This is a genomic window from Flavonifractor sp. AGMB03687, from assembly GCF_017811815.1.
In the GTDB taxonomy this organism is placed as follows: domain Bacteria; phylum Bacillota; class Clostridia; order Oscillospirales; family Oscillospiraceae; genus Flavonifractor.
Window position 1 is genome coordinate 164,165 of the sequence record NZ_JADKZI010000005.1, and the last position, 20,396, is coordinate 184,560.

General features: G+C 62.5%; 18 protein-coding genes and 1 other annotated feature (1 of these 19 cut by a window edge). Of the genes, 9 read left to right on the forward strand and 9 right to left on the reverse strand.

Annotated features, from left to right (window positions below; all coding sequences use genetic code 11):
• Positions 1-143: a binding site (T-box leader), on the reverse strand; it reaches 80 nt to the left of the window's first position.
• A gap of 81 nt (positions 144-224) precedes the next feature.
• The 9 genes from J9789_RS12220 to miaB all read right to left on the reverse strand — a co-directional run bounded on the left by J9789_RS12220 (position 225) and on the right by miaB (position 10,954).
• The gene (locus tag J9789_RS12220) at positions 225-983 is read right to left on the reverse strand and encodes a DivIVA domain-containing protein (RefSeq protein WP_209345817.1); all 759 of its coding nucleotides are present in this window, start codon (positions 981-983) and stop codon (positions 225-227) included.
• 110 nt (positions 984-1,093) lie between these two features.
• Entirely contained in the window at positions 1,094-1,603 is a 510-nt protein-coding gene (locus J9789_RS12225) for a cell division protein SepF (protein WP_209345819.1), read from the reverse strand.
• Between the two features lie 25 nt (positions 1,604-1,628).
• Positions 1,629-2,336, reverse strand: a complete 708-nt coding sequence (locus J9789_RS12230) for a YggS family pyridoxal phosphate-dependent enzyme (RefSeq protein WP_087335167.1) — start codon at positions 2,334-2,336, stop codon at positions 1,629-1,631.
• 78 nt (positions 2,337-2,414) lie between these two features.
• Positions 2,415-3,698 carry an HlyD family efflux transporter periplasmic adaptor subunit gene (locus J9789_RS12235; protein WP_209345821.1) on the reverse strand — a complete coding sequence of 428 codons (1,284 nt, stop codon included), beginning with the start codon at positions 3,696-3,698 and terminating at the stop codon, positions 2,415-2,417.
• Positions 3,699-3,713: 15 nt separating this feature from the next.
• The gene (gene hfq / locus J9789_RS12240) at positions 3,714-3,950 is read right to left on the reverse strand and encodes an RNA chaperone Hfq (protein ID WP_209345823.1); all 237 of its coding nucleotides are present in this window, start codon (positions 3,948-3,950) and stop codon (positions 3,714-3,716) included.
• 98 nt (positions 3,951-4,048) lie between these two features.
• Complete coding sequence (gene mutL / locus J9789_RS12245; protein WP_209345825.1) at positions 4,049-6,049, reverse strand: DNA mismatch repair endonuclease MutL; 2,001 nt, start codon at positions 6,047-6,049, stop codon at positions 4,049-4,051.
• A gap of 100 nt (positions 6,050-6,149) precedes the next feature.
• Positions 6,150-6,851: a type II CAAX endopeptidase family protein gene (locus tag J9789_RS12250; protein WP_245185253.1), complete on the reverse strand. Its 702-nt coding sequence runs from the start codon at positions 6,849-6,851 to the stop codon at positions 6,150-6,152.
• A gap of 21 nt (positions 6,852-6,872) precedes the next feature.
• Positions 6,873-9,470, reverse strand: coding sequence for a DNA mismatch repair protein MutS (mutS, locus tag J9789_RS12255; RefSeq protein WP_209345827.1), 2,598 nt, complete (start codon positions 9,468-9,470; stop codon positions 6,873-6,875).
• Positions 9,471-9,550: 80 nt separating this feature from the next.
• Positions 9,551-10,954 (reverse strand): tRNA (N6-isopentenyl adenosine(37)-C2)-methylthiotransferase MiaB, encoded by a 1,404-nt coding sequence (gene miaB, locus J9789_RS12260; protein WP_209345829.1) that lies wholly within the window; start codon positions 10,952-10,954, stop codon positions 9,551-9,553.
• A 143-nt stretch (positions 10,955-11,097) separates the two neighbouring features.
• Between miaB and J9789_RS12265 the strand changes: the two genes are divergently transcribed.
• The 9 genes from J9789_RS12265 to J9789_RS12300 form a co-directional block, all read left to right on the forward strand.
• Positions 11,098-12,165 (forward strand): alanine racemase, encoded by a 1,068-nt coding sequence (locus tag J9789_RS12265; RefSeq protein ID WP_209345831.1) that lies wholly within the window; start codon positions 11,098-11,100, stop codon positions 12,163-12,165.
• Positions 12,166-12,185: 20 nt separating this feature from the next.
• The gene (gene dtd / locus J9789_RS12270; protein ID WP_209345833.1) at positions 12,186-12,629 is read left to right on the forward strand and encodes a D-aminoacyl-tRNA deacylase; all 444 of its coding nucleotides are present in this window, start codon (positions 12,186-12,188) and stop codon (positions 12,627-12,629) included.
• An 18-nt stretch (positions 12,630-12,647) separates the two neighbouring features.
• On the forward strand, positions 12,648-13,253 hold the full coding sequence (locus J9789_RS12275; protein ID WP_209345835.1) for an MBL fold metallo-hydrolase: 606 nt from the start codon (positions 12,648-12,650) through the stop codon (positions 13,251-13,253).
• A gap of 30 nt (positions 13,254-13,283) precedes the next feature.
• Positions 13,284-14,762, forward strand: coding sequence for a coproporphyrinogen dehydrogenase HemZ (gene hemZ, locus J9789_RS12280; RefSeq protein ID WP_209345837.1), 1,479 nt, complete (start codon positions 13,284-13,286; stop codon positions 14,760-14,762).
• Between the two features lie 11 nt (positions 14,763-14,773).
• Positions 14,774-15,718, forward strand: coding sequence for an adenylyl-sulfate kinase (locus J9789_RS12285; RefSeq protein WP_209345839.1), 945 nt, complete (start codon positions 14,774-14,776; stop codon positions 15,716-15,718).
• Between the two features lie 82 nt (positions 15,719-15,800).
• Complete coding sequence (locus J9789_RS12290; protein WP_209345841.1) at positions 15,801-16,622, forward strand: Mrp/NBP35 family ATP-binding protein; 822 nt, start codon at positions 15,801-15,803, stop codon at positions 16,620-16,622.
• 186 nt (positions 16,623-16,808) lie between these two features.
• Positions 16,809-17,420 (forward strand): peptidoglycan recognition family protein, encoded by a 612-nt coding sequence (locus J9789_RS12295; protein ID WP_209345843.1) that lies wholly within the window; start codon positions 16,809-16,811, stop codon positions 17,418-17,420.
• A gap of 65 nt (positions 17,421-17,485) precedes the next feature.
• Positions 17,486-17,608: a hypothetical protein gene (locus tag J9789_RS17340; protein WP_280842709.1), complete on the forward strand. Its 123-nt coding sequence runs from the start codon at positions 17,486-17,488 to the stop codon at positions 17,606-17,608.
• A 247-nt stretch (positions 17,609-17,855) separates the two neighbouring features.
• A partial coding sequence (locus tag J9789_RS12300) for a hypothetical protein (protein ID WP_209345845.1) occupies positions 17,856-20,396 on the forward strand: 2,541 nt, incomplete at its 3' end.

Here is a 20,396-nt window from a genome sequence, read left to right on the forward strand (position 1 = left end):
GGGCCAGCCGGGGCCGCTTACTGTAGTGCTTCGGCGGTCCTGCTCGGAGGTGATCTTCCCGGCCTGTCCTGTCCGCCTTGCACCGAAACGGCGGCTCTCTGCGCAGGGTTGGGGGCGGTACTCGTCCTCGTCACAGCATGTTTCAGATGAAAATTAACTGGGAGACGCCGGTTTTTCGGCGTCTCCCAGTATCTTACCTGTTTGCAGGGCTTCTGTCAAGGGGTTCAGCGGATTTCGTAATCCTTGCCGAACTGCAGGTTGTCAAAGTCGATGCGGCGGGTGGGCTCCTCCACCACGTCGTCCTCGTCCTCCTCCTGCTGCTTGGGGGCGGCCTGCTGGGCAACCTTGCGGCCGCTGAGCTCCATCAGCTCGTCATACAGGCTGCTGCTCTCGCTCTTGGGGGCGGCGGGAGCGGCCTGAGCGGCCTGAGCGGCGCTCTCCTCCTGCTCCTTCTGGATGAGGCGCTCCACGTTCTCCTCGATGTCCCGGACGGTGTCGTCCACCGGGTCGGCGGGGGCGGGAGCGGGGGTGGCGGCGGTGAGGTGGGACAGGCCGCCGAGGAAGTCCATCTCATGCTGATAGAGCTCCTTCAGCTTGGCCACATAGGAGGCGGTGGACTGCTGGGCGGCGGCCAGGCGCATCTGCTCGTCCCGGATGGCCTGCTGCAGCTCGGCCATGCGGGCCTTGGCGTCCACCTCGGCGTTCTGCATCAGCTGGCTGCGCTTGCTCTCGGCCTCGGCCACCAGATCGTCCGCCATCTTCTGGGCGGTCATCAGAGCCTTGCGCATAGCGTCCTCAGTGGAGCGATACTCCTCCACCTTCTCCACCAGTACCTTCATCTTGGCCTTCAGGGTGGCGTTTTCCTTGTAGAGGGTGGTGTAGTCCGCCGTCAAGATGTCCAGGAATTCATCCACCATGGTCATATTGTAGCCGTTAAAGGATTTGGTAAAGGCGTGTTCAGAGACTTCCTGCGGCGTCAGCATAAGTCAATTCCCCCTGATCTATTTGTGTCTTATGGGTCCCGCGGACGGGACGGCATGGCACATAGGGCGTGACGGTCCGTCGCGCCCTATGGCAAATTTGTTTGGTTGATTTAGAAGTACAGGCCGTTGTTCTCCAGCTCGTCGATGAGATCACCGAGAATGTCCACGTTGTAGGGCGTGATGATGTAAGTGGAGATGGCCACCTTCTTGATCTTGCCCTCGTTGGCGTAGGCCACGCCGGACAGGAAGTCCAGCAGACGGCGGGCGATGTCCTTGTTGGTGGACTCCAGGTTGAGGACCACGGTGCGCTTCTCGCGCAGATGGTCGGCGATCTCGCTGGCGTTCTCGAAGCGCTCGGGCTTCACCAGCACCACCTGCAGCTGGGTGGTGGTGTGGATGTTGACCACTTTGTTGCTGCGGCGCTCCGTATCAACAGAATAGAGGCTGCCGGTGGACTCGGAAATGGCCTGGCTCTTGGCGCTCTTGCGCTCCAGCCGGTCGCCGCCGGTGCGGTCCATCCGCTCACTGCGGGAGACGGGCTCGAAGTCGTCTTCGTACTCGTCCTCCGGCTCGTCCTCGTAGGGGCGGGCCAGCCGCCGCAGTTCATCAAACAATCCCATATTCGGTTACCTCCTAGATCCTATATCAGGCTTTATGCATGGGAGGGCGGGGACCGAACAGGGCGGTGCCTACGCGCACCAGGGTGGCCCCTTCCCGGACGGCGTCCTCATAATCGCCGCTCATTCCCATAGAAAGACAGTCGATTGTGGTTCCATTATCCGACATCTTGCCTCTTATGTCAACAAAAAGCTGACGCATTTTTGCAAAAAACGGCCGATTTCCGTCCGGTCCCTCGGCCACGGGGGGAATGGCCATCAGGCCCCGCAGGTTCACATGGGGGCAGGCGGCGGCTTTTTCCGCCAGGGCGGGCAGCTCCTCGGGGGAGATGCCGCTCTTGGACTCCTCCCCGCCGATGTTGATCTCCAGCAGGATGTCCTGCACCAGGTCCAGCTTGGCGGCCTGGGCCTCGATGGCGTCCAGCAGATGCTCCGAGCCCACCGACTCGATGAGATCCACCCGGCCCACCACCTGCTTGACCTTGTTGGTCTGCAGATGGCCGATGAAGTGGAGGGCGGCCCCGGCATAGGCGTCGTCGTCCAGGTGGGCGGTCATCTCCTGCACCCGGTTCTCCCCGCAGATGGTAACTCCGGCGGCAATGGCCTGCCGGATGGTATCCGAGGTCTGGACCTTGGTGGCGGCCACCAGGGTGATCTCCGAGGGGTCACGGCCCACCTCACGGGCCGCGGCGGCGATGTTGGCCTTGACCTGCGCTACTTTCTCTTCCAGGGACATAACTAGCACCTCCAAATAAAATACACACAAAAAAGTGAGGCAAAACCGCCTGCCCAAAGGCAGGGGGATCGTCCGAAGTTAATTGATGACCTTGCCGTCGTACAGCTCGCCGGAGGAGATAATGATCTTGTCTCCTGCCCGCAGAGCCTTTTTCTCCTGGGTGGGGGTCTCGGTGGAGGCGGCCTTTACCAGGATGTAGTCGTCCTCCTCCGCCAACACGGTGACCTCCTTGAACTCGGCCCGCTGGCCCACCAGGGCGTACACGCCGGTGACCGACACCTGCTTTTCCTCCTCGGTGTCCGGGTCGGTGGTGGTCTGCTGCTCCACCCGCAGGGCCTCCTTGGGCAGGCGGATGCCGGAGACGGTATCAAAGACCAGCTCCACCGTCTGGCGGCGCAGCAGGGTGGTGTCGGACAGGAACTTGTCGGCGGAGAGCACCACCACCACCTTCCCGTTCTCCGGGTCGCTCATCCGCTCCACCTCCATGTCCACCTCGCCGGACCAGTCCCGGGAGAAGCGGACCGTGATGGTGCGCCCCTCCACCAGCCGCTGGGCTTCCTCCTCCGGCAGGGTGCAGGCGAAGTACCAGGTGGAGTTGGTGATAAGCTTGCCAATGGCGGAGGTGTTCTCCGTCGGAGTCTGGCGGGCCAGCTGCTCCAGCTGGGAGGGGGTGATGGAATCCAGCATGTCCGGGGTAATGAGGCTCTCATATCCGTCCACCAGACCGGAGAACACCCCCGACTGGGATGCGGTCACCCGGCTGGTGCTCTGGGAGGCCTGGGCGGTCAGGGTCTGGATCTGGGCGTTGACCTCGTCCAGCGAGGCCTGGAGGGCGGCGGTGGAGTCCCCCTCCTGGTTAAAGGTGTAGCTGTGCTTATAGATCAGGCTCTTGAGCTCCAGGGTCTGGCTCTCCAGACCCGTCAGGTCGCCGGAGGAGGCGGCCCCCCGCAGATCGGCGATGGCGTCAGCCACCCGGGTGCTGAGCTGGGCGGAGTCGCTGCTCCCCCCGGCCTGAGCCAGGGCGTACTCCAGCTGCTCCTGCTCCAACAGCAGCTGCTGGAGGGTCTGGCGCTGGGTGAGGCCGTCGTCGCTCTGATAGAACAGGGCCACGGTCTCCCCCCGGCTCACCTTCTCTCCCTCGTCAGGGAGCAGCTCTACCGTGCCCCCCTGGCCGGTGAGGACACTCTCCTGCCGGACCAGAAATCCGGTGGCCTCCATGCTGTCGCTGACGGTGTAGGTGTAGGCCAGCACCGTGGGATAGATCTCCCGCAGGCTGTTCCACGCCGACACACCGATGGTGAGCAGGATGGCGCCCAGCAGAAGCAGCATGATGATGCGGGCGTTCAAAGAACCTTGCTTCATTTGGTACTCCTTTTGTTAGTCGCCACGCTCCTCCCGCTCCAGAGAGATGGCCCGCTCGGGCACGATGGTGGAGATGGCGTGCTTGTAGATCACCTGCTGCTTGTCCCCCGTCATAAGTACCACCACAAAGGCGTCATAGCCCACGATCTGACCTTTCAGCTGATAGCCGTTCATGAGAAAGGCGGTGACGTTGGCGTGGGTCCGCCGGGCGCGGAGCAGGAACAGGTCTTGCAGGTTGGGTGTCTTTTGCATATGGATGCACTCCTTTTTCTCTGAGATGCACCCAATATATACCAATTACTGGAAAGGTTTTGTCGAACCTTGGGGAAGGAGCCACATTTCCCGGGGAGTTACGCTCTTCCGAACCGTTTTTCGATCTGGCTGCGGGTCAGCTCAATAGCCACAGGCCTGCCATGGGGGCAATACTTGACCTCCCCGGCCATGACGGCTTTGGCCACCTTGAGCAGCTCGGCCTCCCCGTTTTTCTGGCCCCCCTTGATGGCCGCTTTGCAGGCCATGGTGTGGAGAAGGGCGTCCCGGGCGCTGTCCGGGTCGGCGGTGCCGCAGGTGATGAGCCTGCCTGCCAGCTCCAGCAGCACGTCGGGGATGGAAGCGGCGTCCACGTCGTCGGGGGCGGTGCGCACGATGATGGCTCCGCCGCCGAAGTCCTCCGCCTCAAAGCCGAAGCGCTCCAGCAGGGGCAGCTGGGCCAGCAGGGCGGCCCCCTCCTCCGCCGGAGGGGTAAAGACCACCGGGGTGAGCAGGGTCTGGACCATGGGGGTGTACCCCGCCGCCTTCAGGCGGTCGAAGTTCATCCGCTCGTGGGCGGCGTGCTTGTCGATGAGGAGCACCTTGTCCCCCTGCTCCACGATGATGTAGGTGTTTAAGACCTCGCCTGCCATGCGCCAGGGTGTCTCTTCCGGCTCAGGCTGGATAGGAGTCTGGGGTTCCACAGGTACGACGATGGGAGTGGGTTCCTTCTCGATCACCGTAGGAGCGACGGTTGGGGTCACTTTGGGACGCTCGGGAACGACCTCCACAGGCGGGGTGGTTTTGGCCGGTTCCGTCCGGGGAGCCGGGGTGGGAGCCGGTTTGGGCTCCGGCCGTACGGGCTGGATGGTGGAAACCGGCCGCTCCGGGACCGCAGGGGCGACCCTTGCGGTCGTCCGTGGTACAGACGGGGCGGTTTGGACAGTCCGGGCAGTAAAATCCCGGAGGGGCAGGGACGGGGCGGGCTTGTCCGCCGTCTTGCGGAACTGCTCCGCCGTCATGGTGCGGAAGGTGGTCTGGTGAGGGGTCACCGTGTCCTGGGCGGCCTTGGGGACGGGCCGGGGGGTGTCCCCCAGGGCGGAGGGCCGGGACCGGTCGGCCTCCAGGGTGGATTTCACGGCGTAATACACCGCGTCAAATACCTTTTTCTCGCTGCCGAATTTGACCTCCTGCTTGGTGGGGTGGACGTTCACGTCCACGGCGTTGAGCTTGGTCTGGAGGTGGAGGACGCAGCCGGGGAACTTGCCCACCATCTTCTGGTTGGCGTAGGCCTCCTCCAGAGCGGCCATCATGGTGCGGCTCTTTACATACCGCCCGTTGACGAAGAAATGCTGATAGCCCCGGGTGCCCCGGCAGCAGGTGGGCAGGGACACAAAGCCGGTGACCGTCATATCCTCCCCGGAGCCCTTTACTGGAGTAAAGCCCAGGGCCAGGTCCCGGCCCAGCACGGCGTACAGGGCGGACTGGAGTTTGCCGTCGCCGGGGGTGAGCAGGTCCTGCTTGCCGTCCCGGAGAAACTTGATGCTCACCTCCGGGTGGGACAGGGCCAGCCGCTGCACCATGGCGAAGCAGGCGGCTCCCTCGGCGGAGTCCTTCTTCATGAACTTGAGCCGGGCGGGGGTGTTGTAGAACAGGTCCCGCACCACCATAGTGGTACCCTGGGGACAGCCTGCCTCCTCCTGGCTCACCACCACCCCGGCCTCCAGAGAGAGGGCGGCCCCCAGGGGGGATTCGGCGGTGCGGGTGAGCAGCTCCATCCGGGACACGGCGGAGATGGCGGCCAGAGCTTCGCCCCGGAAGCCCAGGGTGCCGATGGCCTCCAGGTCGTACTCGGTGCGCAGCTTGCTGGTGGCGTGGCGGAGAAAGGCGGTGGGGGCCTCGTCGGCGTTGATGCCGCAGCCGTTGTCGGTGACCCGGATCAGGGTCATGCCCCCGTGCTGGATCTCCACCGTCAGCTTGTCGGCTCCGGCGTCGATGGCGTTCTCCATCAGCTCCTTCACCACGGAGGCGGGCCGCTCGACGACTTCACCGGCGGCGATCAGGTCGGCCACATGGGAATCTAATTGTTGAATGTGAGGCATAGGGTCACCAGCTTTCTGAACGGAGAAATGACGGGCGGTCCGGGAGGCCCGCCCCTACATAGTTGGGGGTAGGGGGCGGCGTCCCCGACGCCCCGTGGGATTACCTTAGGGCGGACAGCAGCGTAAAGCCGTTAAAGACCATATGCAGGGCGATGGCGCTCCAGATGGAGCCGCCCCGGTCGTAGCACCAGGTCAGGGCCAGGGCCATGGGCACATACTGGATCATCAGCAGCAGATACCGCAGGTCCAGCATGCCGTAGGCGTACACAAACTGGGCGGCGCAGTAGAAGGCATATACCGCCACCGACAGCACATAGCCCAGCGCCCGGCTGTAGCTCCGAACGGTGGTGAAGAGCAGGCCCCGGAAAAAGACCTCCTCCACCAGGGGCATGAGCACCACCAGAATGAGAATGGTGGCGGCGGGGGCGAAGTAATACTGCTCTGGGTAGCTCATAAGGTTGGGGTTCTGTACCGGCAGGGGGATGAGATTTGCCAGGAAGGTAAGGATCTCCCCGCCCACAAGGCCGGTGACAAAGGCGAACAGGTTCTCCGGCAGCCAGTCCAGCAGCAGCCGGAAGCTCAGCTTCAGATAGGACCACAGCACCACAAAGGTGAGGGCAACGATGATGAGGTAGTACACCACGTTGGCCTCGGCCACCGGGAACTCCCCCTGATAGGAGCGCTGGACCCAACCCATGAGCCAGGGGAAGAGGAACACGTACAGGGCGAAAAAGACCCACCCCCGGCCCAGTTCGGCCCGGGTGAGCTGGGGCCGCCAGGGGCGGCGCCGTCCGGTCAGCATAGCGTGTTCCTCCTTTTTGGGTTATACCAGTTGTTTTAGCTCAAAGAGCAGATTCATAGCCTCAATGGGGGTGAGGGTGTTCAGGTCCACGGCCTGGAGCCGCCGGGCCACCTCGCCGCCCCCCATGTCCAGCAGAGACACCTGGTCGGTGGCGGGAGCCGCCGGGGCCTGGGGAGTCTGTACCCCGCCCTCCTCCAGCTCCTTGAGGATGTGGCGGGCCCGGGTGATGACCTTGTCGGGCACCCCGGCCAGCTTGGCCACCTCGATGCCGTAGCTCTGGTCGGCGCCGCCGGGGACGATTTTCCGCAGGAAGAGAATGTCGTCTCCCTTCTTCTTGGCGGCGATGTTGTAGTTCTTCACCCCGGGGATGACTCCCTCCAGGGCGGTGATTTCGTGGTAATGGGTGGCAAAGAGGGTCTTGGCCCCCAGCCGCTTTTTGTCGGCGCAGTACTCCAACACCGAGCGGGCAATGGACATGCCGTCGTAGGTGGAGGTGCCCCGGCCGATCTCGTCCAGGATGAGCAGGCTCTTGCTGGTGGCGTTTTTCAGCAGCTCGGCCACCTCGGTCATCTCCACCATGAAGGTGGACTGGCCGGCGCTCAGGTCGTCGCTGGCTCCGATGCGGGTGAACACCCGGTCCACGATGCCGATGCGGGCGGACTTCGCCGGGACAAAGGAGCCCATCTGGGCCATGAGAACGATAAGGGCCACCTGCCGCATGTAGGTGGATTTACCTGCCATGTTGGGGCCGGTGATGATGGCAACCGTGTTGTCTTTTCCGTCCATCCGGGTGTCGTTGGGGACAAAGAGGGCATTTTTCAGCATCTTTTCCACCACCGGGTGGCGGCCTTCGGAGATGTCAATGACGTCGGACAGGTCCACCTCCGGGCGGCAGTAGCCCTGCTCGGCAGCCACGGCGGCGAAGGAGGTGAGCACGTCCACCTGGGCCACGGCGGCGGCGGAGCGTTGGATGTCCCCCACCCGGGCGGCGGCCTTCTGGCGCAGGTCGCAGAAGAGCTGGTACTCCAAGGCGCAGATCCGGTCCTGGGCGGACAGGATCTCGTGCTCCAGGTCCTTCAGCTCCTGGGTGATGAACCGCTCGCAGTTCACCAGGGTCTGCTTGCGGATGTAGTCCTCGGGCACCTGGTCGTAGTAGGACTTGGATACCTCGATGTAGTAGCCGAATACCTTATTGAAGCCCACTTTCAGGCTCTTGATGCCGGTCTTTTCCTTCTCCCGGGCCTCCACGGCGGCCACCAGGTCCTTGCCGTTGGTGAGGATGTCCCGCAGGCGGTCCACCTCGGGGTTGTAGCCCTCCCGGATGAATCCGCCCTCCCGGACGGAGAAGGGGGGCTCGTCCACAATGGCCGAGCAGATCAGCTCCCGCAGGTCGGGCAGGTCGTCCAGAGTGGCGGACAGGGCGGTGAGCAGGGCCCCGGAGTAGGGGGCGAGCAGCTCCCGCAGCCGGGGCAGCTTGCCCAGACCGGCGGCCAGGGCCATCAGGTCCCGGCCTCCCGCAGTGCCGTACACGATGCGGCCGATGAGCCGCTCCAGGTCGGTGACCTCCCGCAGGGTGCGCACCAGCTCGTCCTGGCCGATGGGGTCGCCCACCAGCTCCTCCACCGCACCCAGCCGGCGGCTGATGGCGCCGGGGGAGAGCAGGGGCCGCTCCATCCAGGTGCGGATGAGCCGGTGGCCCATGGCGGTGCGGGTCTTGTCCAGCACCCACAGCAGGGAGCCCTTCTTCTCCTTGGAGCGGAGGGTCTCGGTGAGCTCCAGGTTGCGCCGGGCGGTCAGGTCCAGCTCCATGAACTGGCCGGAGGTGTACCAGGTGAGGCTGGTGATGTGGGAAAGGTCGGTTTTCTGAGTCTCGTAGAGGTAACTCAGCAGGCCCACCACCGCCTGGAGGGCGTGGTCGTCCCCCTCCGGCAGTTGGTCCAGGCCGCTGGTGAACTGCCCCTCCACCAGGGAGCGGGCGGCGTCGGGCCGGAAGCGGGCCTCCCCGCCGTTCTCGCACCGGCAGTCCAGCTTATTGGTGAGGAAGTCCAGCAGCTCGGCGTCGCTGTAGGCCCCGTCGGACAGCATGGCCTCCCGGGGGGAGAAGCGGCCCAGCTCGTTGCACAGGTGCTCTTCGGCGTCAGGGCCGGTAAAGGAGGTGACGGAGATCTCGCCGGTAGAGATGTCGCAGAAGCACAGCCCCGCCCCGGCGGAGTCCTGATAAATGGCGCAGATGAAGTTGTTGCGGCCCTCCTCCAGCATGGAGGAGGCGATGACGGTGCCGGGGGTGACAATGCGGATGATGTCCCGGTCCACCAGCCCCTTGGCGGTGGCGGGGTCCTCCATCTGCTCGCAGATGGCCACCTTGTAGCCCTTGGCGATGAGCCGGGCGATGTAGGCGTCGGCGGAGTGGTAGGGCACGCCGCACATGGGGGTGCGCTGATCCTCCGGCTTGCCCCGGTCCCGGGTGGTGAGGGTGAGATCCAGCTCCTTGGAGGCCAGCTTGGCGTCGTCCTGGAACATCTCGTAAAAGTCCCCCAGACGGAAGAAAAGGATGCAGTCCGGGTGGAGCTCCTTCATTTTGAGATATTGTTTCATCATGGGGGTCAGCTCGGACGGCATGGCGGGCGCTCCTTTTCTGTGTCAGTATAGTTAAGGTCAAAATGGTTTTAAAAAAGTAAATGCTGTGGATAAGGGGGTACTTACGCCTTCTCCCCCATCAGGGACCACTTATTGGCTCCGGTGATCTTCACGTCCACAAACTGGCCAATGAGGGACTCGTCCCCGGTGAGGCGCACCAGCCGGTTGCCGGGGGTGCGGGCGGTGAGGCCCTTGTCGTCCTGCCCGTCCACCAGGCAGCGCACCGTCTTGCCGATGTAGGCCGCGTGCTTTTCCTCCGAAATCTGGTCCTGACGCTCCACCAGCCGCTGGAACCAGGCCGCCTTCTCCTCCTTGGAGATGGGGTCGTCCATCTTGGAGGCGGGGGTGCCCACACGGGGGGAATAGATAAAGGTAAAGAGGGCGTCAAACCGCACCTCGTCCAGCAGGGTCATGGTCTGCTCGAACTCCTCGGCGGTCTCGCCGGGGAAGCCCACGATGACATCGGAGGTAATGACCACGTCGGGAATAGCCTGACGCAGGCGGCGCACCTTGTCCAGGTAGCCCGCCCGGTCGTACACCCGGTTCATGGCCTTGAGCACCCGGTCGCTGCCCGCCTGGAAGGGCAGGTGGAAGCAGGGGGCGATCTTGGGGGAGGACGCCATGGTGTCAAAGAGCTTCTGGGAGGCGTCCTTGGGGTGGCTGGTCATAAAGCGCAGCAGGAAGTCCCCGGGGATCTCGGAGGCCGCCTTCAGCAGGTCTGCGAAGTCCATGGGGCTCTCCAGATCCTTGCCGTAGGAGTTGACGTTCTGGCCCAGCAAGGTAATGTCCTTGTACCCCTCGGCTACCAGGCCCCGGATCTCCTCCAGCACCACCTCCGGCTGGCGGGAACGCTCCCGGCCCCGGACGTAGGGCACGATGCAGTAGGTGCAGAAGTTGTTGCAGCCGTACATGATGGACACCCAGGCCTTCACCTTGTCCTGGCGCACCACCGGGATGCCCTCGGCGATGGAGCCGGGCTCGTCGGCGATGTCGAAGATACGGCCCCGGCGGGTCACCAGCCGGTAGAGCAGCTCGGGGAACCGCCACAGGGCGTGGGGCCCGAACACCAGGTCCACCTGCCGGTAGCTCTCCTTGATCTTCTGGGCGCGGTGGGGCTCCTGAGCCATGCAGCCGCACACGCAGATGAGCTGGCCGGGCTTGGCCCGCTTGGTGTGGACCAGCGCGCCCACGTTGCCCAGCACCCGCATCTCGGCGTGCTCCCGGATGGCGCAGGTGTTAATGAGGATCAGGTCGGCCTCGGCCTCACTGTCGGTGAAGTCGTAGCCCATCTCCCGCAGGTAGCCCCGCAGCCGCTCGGAATCGGCCTCATTCTGCTGGCAGCCATAGGTGTCCACAAAGGCCAGAGGGGCAGTAGGCCGGGCGGCGTTGCGCTCGTGGAGTTTATGGCAGAACTCCCGCTGACGCTCCACGTCGGCGGGGGAAATTTTGGTGGTCTGTCGGTTCAAAGCGGTTCCTCCCAAAAAGTAGGTATCAATACTCAATCATAGCACTTTTCAGCGCTGAAAACAAGGCCCGTACCCTTTCCATTGACTGCAATCAGAGGGCAGTATATAATGAAAGAGACTATCCCCGGAAAGGCGGCGGAGCCATGAAAATCCTGGTGATCGAGCGGGAAGGGCTGAAAAACAACATCTCCGTGGTAAAGGAACGGGCGGGGGGCGCCGTGATCTACGGCGTGGTCACCGGAGACGGCCAGGGGGCCGGTCTGGTGGAGCTGGCCCGGATCCTGCGGGCCGAGGGCATCGGCCGCTTTGCGGTGTCCGAGGTGGCGGAGGCCGCCGCCCTGCGGAAGGCGGGCTTTGTGGAGGAGGAGATCCTCATGCTCCGCTGCACCACCGACCGGGAGGAGCTGGAGCAGCTGCTGGACCTGAACGTGATCTGCACCGTGGGCTCCCACGACAGCGGACTGGCCCTCAACGGGGTGGCGGAAGCCCGCTCCACCGTGGCCGAGGCCCACATCCAGATCGACACCGGCATGGGGTTTGGGGGCTTTTTCTCCAGCGAGCCGGAGAAGATCTTGTCCACCTTCCGGGACCTGCCGGGCATCGCCGTCACCGGCGTGTGCACCCAGCTGTACACCACCAGCAAGAAGGGCCGCACTCTGTCCGCCCAGATCGAGGAATTCACCCGGACGGTGGAGGCCATCCGCGCCGCCGGGTTTGAGACGGGCACCGTCCACGCCGCCGGGTCCTATGTGCTGATGCACCACCCCGCCGCCCGGCTGGGAGGCGTCCGGGCAGGCACGGTCCTCATGGGCCGGTGCCGCCGGGCCAGAGGGGACGGCCTGCGCCGGGTGGGCTACGGCGAGGTGCAGGTGGAGGAGACCCGCTGGGTGCCCAAGGGCCACATCGTGGGAGGCAACACCCCCGGCCCCCTGAAAAAGGATACCCGGGTGGCGGTGCTCCCCGTGGGGTATCAGAACGGCTTCGGCATGGGCCGCCCCTGGGCGGGGGGCCTGCTGGACGCCATCCGCCGCTGGCTCACCCGGCGGCAGATCACCGTTCGCATCAACGGCCAGAAGGCCCGGGTCATCGGGGGCATCGGCGCCATCGAGACCATTGTGGACGTCACCGAGCTGAAATGCGCCGCCGGGGACAAGGCGGTGTTTGATATCGATCCCGTGTTTGCCAAGGGATTTGTCCGTGAATACCGGTAAATCAGAAAGGAATTTGTGCTATGCGTGCAGTTGTGACCCGTGTCAAGAACGCCTCCGTCACCATCGACGGCAAGGTCAACGGCGAGATCGGCCAGGGCTTCCTGGTGCTGCTGGGGGTGGCCCCCACCGATACCGAGGCCCAGGCCGTCAAGATGGCCGACAAGGTGTGCGGCCTGCGCATCTTTGAGGATGAGAACGAGAAGATGAACCTGAACCTGGAGGCGGTGGGCGGCTCCCTGCTGGTGGTGAGCCAGTTTACCCTGTACGCCGACACCAAGTCCCGCCGTCCCGGCTTCTCCGGGGCTGCCAAGCCGGACATCGCCATCCCTCTGTATGAGAAGTTTATGGCCGAGTGCGCCAGCCGGGGCTTTGAGGTCCAGCACGGCGAGTTTGGCGCCGATATGCAGGTTTACAGCCAGAACGACGGCCCTGTGACCATCCTGCTGGACACTGACACCATGTAAAGAAAGGGGCAATTTCCCATGAAGATCCGCGTTTTGCAGGTGGGGCCCATCGGCACCAACTGTTATCTGCTGGAGGACGAGAACACCCACACCGCCGCTGTGGTGGACCCCGGCGACGAGGCCGACCGCATCCTGGCCCAGGCCAAGGCGGACGGGGTGGAGATCATCTCCATTCTGCTGACCCACGCCCACTACGACCACACCACCGGCGTGGCGGGGCTGCTCAAGGCCCTGCCCAATGTGCCGGTATACCTCCATCCCGACGATATTGCCCAGCTGGGCAATCCGGTGTTCCCCGCCCTGGGCACCGACCCCACCCCCTATGACGACGGCGATCTGGTGAAGGTGGGGGGCATCGACGTGCAGGTGCTCCACACCCCCGGCCACACCCCCGGCGGGGTGTGCCTGATGGCGGGGGACGCCCTCTTCACCGGCGACACCCTGTTCCAGGGCTCCATGGGCCGCACCGACCTGCCCGGCGGCAGCTATGAGCAGATCATGGCCTCCCTGGCCCGTCTGGCCCGGCTGCCCGGCGACTTCCACGTGCTCCCCGGCCACATGGGTATGTCCACCCTGGAGGCCGAGCGGAAGGGCAACTACTATATGCAGGAGGCCATGGGGTAATCTCATTTCCCCGGAAAGGATCATTCCGCTATGAAACTCTACCTCCGCGGCCACGACTACAAATATGCCGCCGAGCAAATGTTATTGACGCTTTTTCCTGACCAGCGGCCGGAGTATGACGACCAGCCCCCCGCCGCCGGGGAGGACTTTTTGGTGCTCTCCCTGAGCCGGGGGACGCTGTGGGCCACGGCTACTGCCAGGCTGACTTACCACGGCCAGTCATATGGGGCAAGCCGCCGGTGTAAACTGGAAGAGCTCACCGACGACCTCTCCACCAGCCGGGCTCTCCAGCGCATTTTGAAGCTGGCCTTCTACGACGCCGGGGTGGCCGCCCGTGGGAACGAGCCCCCCTGGGGTGCCCTCACCGGCGTGCGGCCGGTGAAGATCCCCACCAAGGCCATGCTGGCCGGCGCCACCCCCACCCAGGCCGAGCGGGTGCTGAAGGACACCTACCGGGTGTCCCCCCTGCGGCGGCAGCTGGCCATGGACTGCGCCCAGGCCAGCCTGGCGGTCAAACGGAGCCTGGGGCCGGAAGAGGTGTCCCTCTACGTGGGCATCCCCTTCTGCCCTACCCGGTGCGCCTACTGCTCCTTTGTGTCCGCCGACGTGGGCCGGGCCCTCAAGCTCATTGAGCCCTTCCTGGACTGCCTTTCCCGGGAAATCAAGGCCACCGGTGAGATGCTGGCAGGGGCGGGACTGAAGGTGCGCTCGGTCTACTTCGGCGGCGGCACCCCCACCACCCTGGCGGCCCCTCAGTTGGACCGGCTTATGGGGGAGCTGGCCGACGCCATTGACCTGTCCGCCTGCACCGAGTACACGGTGGAGGCCGGGCGGCCCGACACCATTACCCGGGAAAAGCTGGAGGTCCTCTTCCGCCGGGGCTGCGGCCGGGTGTCGGTGAATCCCCAGACCATGCAGGACCATGTGCTCACCGCCATGGGCCGTGCCCACCGGGCCGAGGATATCCGCCGGGCCTACGCCCTGGCCCGGGACAGCGGTATCCCCTGCGTCAACATGGACCTCATCGCCGGTCTGCCCGCCGACAGCGTGGACGGCTTCCGCTCCTCCCTGGACCAGGTGCTGGCCATGGAGCCGGAGAACATCACTGTCCACACCCTGGCCATGAAGAAAGGCTCCCGGCTGATGGAGGAGGGGGCCGACGTTCCCTCGGACGACGACGTGGCCGCCATGCTGGAGTACGCCTGGTCCGCCCTGCGTACAGCGGGGCAGATTCCCTATTACCTCTACCGTCAGAAGTATATGTCCGGCTCCTTTGAAAACGTGGGCTGGTGCCTGCCGGGCACCGAGAGCCTGTATAACATCTGCATGATGGAGGAGCTGCACACCATCGTCTCCCTGGGGGGCGGCGGGGTGACCAAGCTGGTCAATCCGGCCACCGGCTACATCGAGCGGGTAGCCAACCCCAAGTACCCCAAGGAGTATCTGGAGAAGATCGACGCCGTCTGCGCCGGAAAGGAGCGGGTGGCCCGCTTCCACGGCGCCCTGTAAGGAGGTCCGCTATGCCCTATCAGCTCAAGGAGATCAACGAGAGTATCCGCACCGATCCCAAAGGCTATCTGGAGGCCTGCGACGCGGCCTATCAGAGCCGCATCGACTCCGCGGTAGACCGCATTCTGGAGCGGATGAAGGAGAGTCCCATCGTGCTGCTGTCCGGCCCCTCCGGCTCGGGCAAGACCACCACTGCCCTCAAGCTGGAGCAGGAGCTGGAGCGCCGGGGTGTGAACACTCACACCATCTCCATGGACAACTACTATAAAACCCTCAACCGCAAGACTGCCCCCCGCACCCCCGAGGGAGACATCGACTACGAGTCCCCCGTGCTGCTGGACCTGGACCTGCTGGACGAGACCTTTTCCCGGCTATCCCGGGGCGAGTGGGTGGTGGTGCCCAAGTACGAGTTTGCCCGCCAGATGCGCAACGACAGCCGGGGCACCTTCCTGAAGCTGGACAAAAACGAGATCGCCATCTTTGAGGGCATCCACGCCCTCAACGACGATATCTTCGGCCGCCACCCCGAGGCCACCGGCCTATACATCTCCGCCCGCTCCAACGTGCTGGAAGGGGAGGAACTGCGGTTCAAGGGCACCTGGATGCGCATTTCCCGCCGGGGCGTCCGTGACTATAATTTCCGGGGCACAGACCTTTTAGAGACGCTTCTGATGTGGTATAATGTGCGCCGGGGCGAGAAGAAGTACATCTCCCCCTTCAAGAACCGGGCCAATATCATCATCGACTCCTCCCTGCCCTACGAGGTGTCGGTGTTCGCCAACTACGCCCATGCCCTGAAAGAGGCGGTGGACCAGATCCCGGCGGACAATCCCCGGTATCACGAGTTCCACGATCTGGTGGACGCCTTCCGGTATTTTGAGCCGGTGGACCCGGACCTGGTGCCCCCCGAGTCCCTCATCCGGGAGTTCATCGGCGGCGGAACATACAGCTACTAATAACCAACAGGCGGGGGCCTATCCCCCGCCGCTCTTCCCATATCAATCCCTGGTAACAACATAGGAAAGAAGGAAATCAACCATGTCAGAATGTACCCACAACTGTTCCTCCTGCGGCGAGAGCTGCGGCGAGCGCACTGCCCCTCAGGATCTCCACGTCCCCGCCAACGGCCTGTCCAACATCGGCAAGGTCATCGCCGTGGTCAGCGGCAAGGGCGGCGTTGGCAAGAGCCTGGTGACCTCCTCCCTGGCGGTGGCCATGCGCCGTATGGGCAAGAAGGTGGCCATCCTGGACGCCGACATCACCGGCCCCTCCATCCCCGCCGCCTTTGGCATCCACACCCGGGCTGAGGGCAGCGAGCTGGGCATCTACCCCGCCGAGACCAAGACCGGCATCGGCATCATGAGCCTCAACCTGCTCACCGAGCATGAGACCGACCCCGTGGTATGGCGCGGTCCCGTCATCGCCGGCACCGTCAAGCAGTTCTGGTCCGACGTGATCTGGGGCGACGTGGACTACATGTTTGTGGACATGCCTCCCGGAACCGGCGACGTGCCCCTGACCGTGTTCCAGTCCCTGCCCATCGACGGCATCGTGGTGGTCACCTCTCCCCAGGACCTGGTGAGCATGATCGTCACCAAGGCCGTGAAGATGGCCGAGATGATGCACATTCCCGTGCTGGGTCTGGTGGAGAACTACTCCTACTTCCAGTGCCCCGACTGCGGCAAGCGCCACGCCATCTTTGGCGAGAGCCACATCGACCAGGTGGCCGCCGGTCTGGGCCTGAAGGTGCTGGCCCGTCTGCCCATGGACCCCGCCGTGGCCGCCGCCTGCGACGCCGGCAAGATCGAGGACCTGGAGCAGAACTACCTCACCGACGTGGCCAAGTCCCTGGCGGAGTAATTTCACAGCCTTAACAAAACGTTCACATCCGGTTCAAAACGGGTTCACAGGGAGAGGATAGGATAACAGCGTGGTCAGAAAGACCACTCCTCTCTTTCCTCTCTTTTTCAGATCTTGGAAACACAGGCCCGCAACAGGCGGCGGGCCTGTGTTTCTGCGTTATGGCAAAAAAAGGAGGGACAAGCCATGGCCACCCGAGTCAAAAAACGCCGCCGCAGTCCTGTGCTGCCCATTCTGCTGGTCCTGGTGCTGGCGATTGGGGCAGTGCTGGTGTGGCGGCTGTTCTTCTCTTCCCCCCAGCCCTCCGGCGACCTGCCCGACTGGATCACAGAGAAGCTGCTCCCCATCAACCCCTACTCCCGCCCCGGCGATCCCATGGAGGAGGTCAACGGCGTGGTGGTCCACTACGTGGGCAATCCGGGTACCACGGCGGAGCAGAACAACAGCTACTTTCGAAATCTGGCCACCACCGGGGAGACCTACGCCTCCAGCCACTTCCTCATCGGTCTGGACGGGGAGATCCTCTGCAACGTCCCTCTGGATGAGATCGCCTACTGCACCGGTCCCCGGAACGGGGACACCATCTCCATCGAGTGCTGCCATCCTGACGACACCGGGGCCTTTACCCAGGCCACCTACGACTCCCTGGTGAAGCTGGTCCGCTGGCTCATGGACGAGTACCACCTGGACACCGACCAGGTCATCCGCCACTACGACGTCACCGGCAAGGAGTGCCCCCTCTATTACGTACGCAACCCCCAGGCCTGGACGGATTTTCTGGCGGACCTGAAAGAATAGTCCGATTTATAGGACAGCAGCTCTGGTATCCTGTATCCAACGATACAGGAAAGGAGCGCTGACCCATGGAATTTGAACTTCGTTATGTATTTGGACACGTTGAGGTATACGACGCTGCGGGCCGCTTCCGGTTCTCCGCCGATTCCGAGCGGGAGGCGCTGGCGGAACTGGAAGAGGACGCAGCATAATGGTGGATGGAAAATAAATCCTTTACTCTTGCATTATGAGAGTTAATCGGGTATAATGCTGATATCAAAATTTGGCCTGCGGCTAGGCCAAAGCAGGACGTCCTGCTTTTTTGCTCTTTCTAAACGAAAGAGCAAAAGGAACCCTAAGGACAGAATGGGGTCGGGCGCGGGCCAAAAATATTAAGGGAGGAATCAAGCGATGAGAAAGGTACGAACACGCGTATTCAGTATCTTGCTGGCATGCGCAATGCTTCTGAGTCTGCTACCGATTACGGCGCTGGCGGCAGATGAGAACTGGATTGATTCGGCGGATACCAGTTGGTATACCGGACATGAATCGGATGCATCTTACACATTGTTCGATGCCGTCGATCTTGCTGGCCTGGCCAAGCTGGTCAATGAGGGCAACAGCTTTAGCGGCAAGACCATCAAGCTGGGTGCCGACATTGACCTGGGCGGCAAAGAGTGGACGCCGATTGGTACGGATAGCAAGCCTTTTAATGGTACCTTTGATGGCGCAAAAGAAGATAACGGAAACTACACCATCTCCAACCTGTACATCAACAAGGGGTTTAGCAATACCGTTGCTAACAGCTATGTTGGCCTCTTTGGGCTAACCAATTCCCCGGCAGTTATCAAGAATGTGGATTTTGAGAACGTGGACATCCAGGGCGGCCTGTATGTGGGCGCCGTGGTGGGCGGCGGCTTCACCGGCAGCGAGATCTCCAACTGCCACGTCAGCGGCGAGATTGAGATCGACGGCTGGTGGTACATCGGCGGCATTGGCGGTAACGGCTATGTAAACAAGGTCGACGGATGTTCTGTCACTGGCGAAGAGGGCTCCTACATCAAGGGCAACGATGGCAGCTATGTGGGCGGTATCTGGGGCTATCGCGGTGAGGGCAGCCAGACTATCTCCAACTGCTCTGTTGCCAATGTTGCCATTTCCGGCGTAGACCGTACCGGAGGTATCTGCGGCATTGCCCATTACGGCAATACCATTAAAGACTGTACAATTTCCAGTTCCACCATCACCACAACCAACAACATTGGCAATACTGGTTTGATTGCCGGTGCCGATCTAAGTAGTGCAACCAGCATTGCCAAGATCCTGGATTGCACCGTTACCAATACTACTGCTACCTCTGAAGGAGTAGAAATCCTCACTAAAATTGGCTCATGTAATCATGATGGATATCCGGCTACAAAGCCTGCCACCGTGGGCGCTAATGTGACCTTTGATGAAAGCGACAAAATCACCAGTGGCACGCTTGAGCAGGTTTCTGCTGACCAACTTGCGGATAACGTGGTTGCTGTGCCCCAGGAAGACGGCACTCTCAAAGTGGAGGATATGACCACAGGAAACGCACCTGTCGTAGTTAGCATAGGGGCTACAACAACGGCGTATAAAACTCTGGAAGATGCCATTGCCGCAGCTAATGCAGACACCAGCGGTAGTGTCGTTACCGTAACCATTCAGCAATCCGGCAACTACGCTCCCTTCACCATCACCCGTGCCAATGTTACTGTTCAGGCGGCGGAGGGTGTGAACGCAACCATCAAGGTCAGCGATGACACCATGAAAACCACTCAGAAGGGTGTCACCCTGAAAAATCTTGCTTTTGTAACGGAGAATGGCAGTACTATCCTCAATTATAATATTGCGGATGCTCTGACTCTGGATGGTTGCACCTTTACTAACAGCTCTAAGACCATCAATGGAACAACTGCTCTTTACATTCACCAGCCCAATATCACCATCACCGGTTGTACGTTCGAGAACTTCGAGCGTGGCTACTACACCTGCGGCGACGGCCACGCGGCCGGCGAGATGACCTTCACCGACAACGCCTTTACCAATGTGCGGGTGCCCATCGACGGCTACTGGGGCAAGGCGGCTACCGGCAATACTAAGATCACCATCACCGGAAACACCATTACTCCGGGCAGCTGGGGCACCAGTTACCTCCAGCTGTGGGACTACACCCAGTATAAGAAATGGGAAGGCAATACGGATGCTGACCGCCAGGGCAGCGCCATCAAGGCTACCATTGAGGACAACACCTACAAGGGTGATGTGGTCATCTACGCCACTCACTTCAACTGGTTCTACAATTCTACCCTGACAGTGGACGAGGCGTCCAAGGCTCTGCTGAAGTACCGCGTCCTGGTGGAACTGGATGGAGCGGCCAGCGCCACCGTCACCAACAAAGACGGCAGTGCCATCACCGCCTTCAACGAGAATACGTCTTCTTCTGACCGAGGCGGCAAGAAAGTTATCTACGCCATCACTGAGGGTGACTACATCTTCAATATCAAGCCCACTGGTTCCACCGGAGACGGCCTGGTGACTGAGAGCGTCACCGTTAAACCTACAACCGTGGGCGGCACTACTAATAAGGTCACTGTTAATGCTGGCGAGGTCTATGTGGCCCAGGTTGGTGAAATCAAGTACGCCACCCTGGCCGAGGCCATCCAGGCCGCCAAGAACGGCGGCACCGTAGAGCTGCTGAGCAATATTTCCATTGATACCTGGAAGCAGGTGTGGGATGTGGAGAATATGACCATCAAGGGCAACAACCACACCATTACCATTGGTAAGGTAGAGTCTGGTGTCAACGGCAACTACCTGTTCTACGGTGCGGAGAATCTGAATGTCTCTGATCTGACCATCGACTTCACCACCAATGGCAGCGGTTTCTCCATGGTCTCCGGTAAGCTGGAAGGTGTGACCGTCAACGGCGGCGTATACGCAGTCGCTACTGGCGCCGCTCCCGCGGGACAGAAG